Origin of the sequence: Flavobacterium tiangeerense (assembly GCF_007830355.1) — a bacterium.
GTDB lineage: Bacteria > Bacteroidota > Bacteroidia > Flavobacteriales > Flavobacteriaceae > Flavobacterium > Flavobacterium tiangeerense.
The window spans coordinates 1-1,621 of sequence record NZ_VLKO01000025.1; the positions used below are offsets into that span (position 1 = coordinate 1).

Genomic DNA, 1,621 nt, shown 5'->3' on the forward strand with positions numbered 1-1,621 from the left:
AGTTCTTTTCTTCCTTGCATAGTTAAAAATACAATTTCTTTTACTTTTTTGCAAGTTTTTTTTGATATATTTGTTCGAGTTGTGCAACAAGCACAGCCGTTTCTCGCAATTGCGAATTTTGTGGTAAGTTCACGTTCACGTTTCGCAAGAATTTTTATCTTTAACAGAAAATATAAAGTTCCGAAGTTCGCAACTGACGAGAAGCGGCGGAACGTTATGTGACATTTGAGCCAACTTTATGTAAATATTGAATTTTATGTGCGAAATAGGAAAAGAAATTAAACTTTGTACTTGTATTCCGAATGGTTTGAATACAATTGTCCACAATAAAAAAGCAAAAGAAAAAAAGAATCAGGATAAATATACTTGGACATTGTATAAATATGTTGGTCTTACTGAATATCCAATGGATGGAATGCTAATTTATCCTGATGATGCTTTATCAGAAACTCTTTCGGCAGAAAAGATGTCAGAAGAACTTAACAACAGAAACTGCTTCGATTTTAGTTATAATCCAAACGAAGGTGATAATCTTCAAATCTATAATCCTGCAAAATTCATCAAAAAGTACTTATCTTTTATTTACCGAAATGGAAAATGGATTGTGGATTCTTATAATAGCTTTACTTATGATACCGAAAAAATAAATTATGGAAAAGTAGAATTTGAATAGAAACGTCACATAACAGGCGTTTGGCAAGATTGCGAATTTTGTAGTAAATTCACGTTTATTTCTCGCAAGAAATTTTATCTTTGATAGAAAATAATCGATTCCGAAGTTCGCAACCTCGCCAAGCGCGGGAACGTTGTGCGTAATTTTGCGACCGATATAAAACTGACAATTTGACTATATGAAATATATTATCTTCTTAATGGCACTGATCCTTTTTTCTTGCAATCAAACAAACAACTTTTATCAGGGGCAGGTAACAGATGAGAACAACAAACCACTCGAAGGCGTAATAGTAGCAGAAGACCGAATTGATAAACATACTAAAACAGATAAGGATGGATATTTTAAATTAGACAGAAGTCAAGATTGGCTAGGAGATTTAATCTTTGTTAAAGAAGGCTATAAAACCGACACAATTCCTTCTGTTTCTAATCAAGCCGGCGAAACAACAGAATATCAATTTATAAAAAATGACACAACAATTGTTAGACTGCAATTAGTTGACAAAATCAAACTTGGAGAAAACATTGATGAGATTAATGCCATTGCAAAAAATATTTATAAAAAAAACGGAAATGTTTATGTGGAAATTGACATGGTACAAATTAAGTTCAAAAACATAGACGAACGAGTAATAGTCAATGATAATTCTAAAATAAGAACCTACCTAATTGATTCCAATACATTAATTTATTCCAATGATTGCAAAAGATTGTCTCCTTCAGAATTATTGAAAAACAAGGATACATTATTGAATGACAAATCAATAATTATGATAGGACAATCTAAAGACGGGAAAATGATTGATATAAATTTTGGGTGTTACGGATAAAAAAACCTACCGCCAACAGCTACTCCTATGTAAAGCATCATAAAGTTATTCACAACTTTTAAAAGGGTTATATGTTGGTTATTTTTCGAGTATAAAATGCCGTTCCAACGGCTTGT

Annotated in this window: 2 protein-coding genes; both read left to right on the plus strand. The window is 31.6% G+C overall.

The features are described 5' to 3' along the window. Positions 1–256: 256 nt before the first annotated feature. Positions 257–673 (plus strand): hypothetical protein, encoded by a 417-nt coding sequence (locus IQ05_RS15290; RefSeq protein ID WP_144894327.1) that lies wholly within the window; start codon positions 257–259, stop codon positions 671–673. Positions 674–851: 178 nt separating this feature from the next. Then, positions 852–1,505 (plus strand): carboxypeptidase-like regulatory domain-containing protein, encoded by a 654-nt coding sequence (locus IQ05_RS15295; protein ID WP_144894328.1) that lies wholly within the window; start codon positions 852–854, stop codon positions 1,503–1,505. Positions 1,506–1,621: the final 116 nt, after the last annotated feature.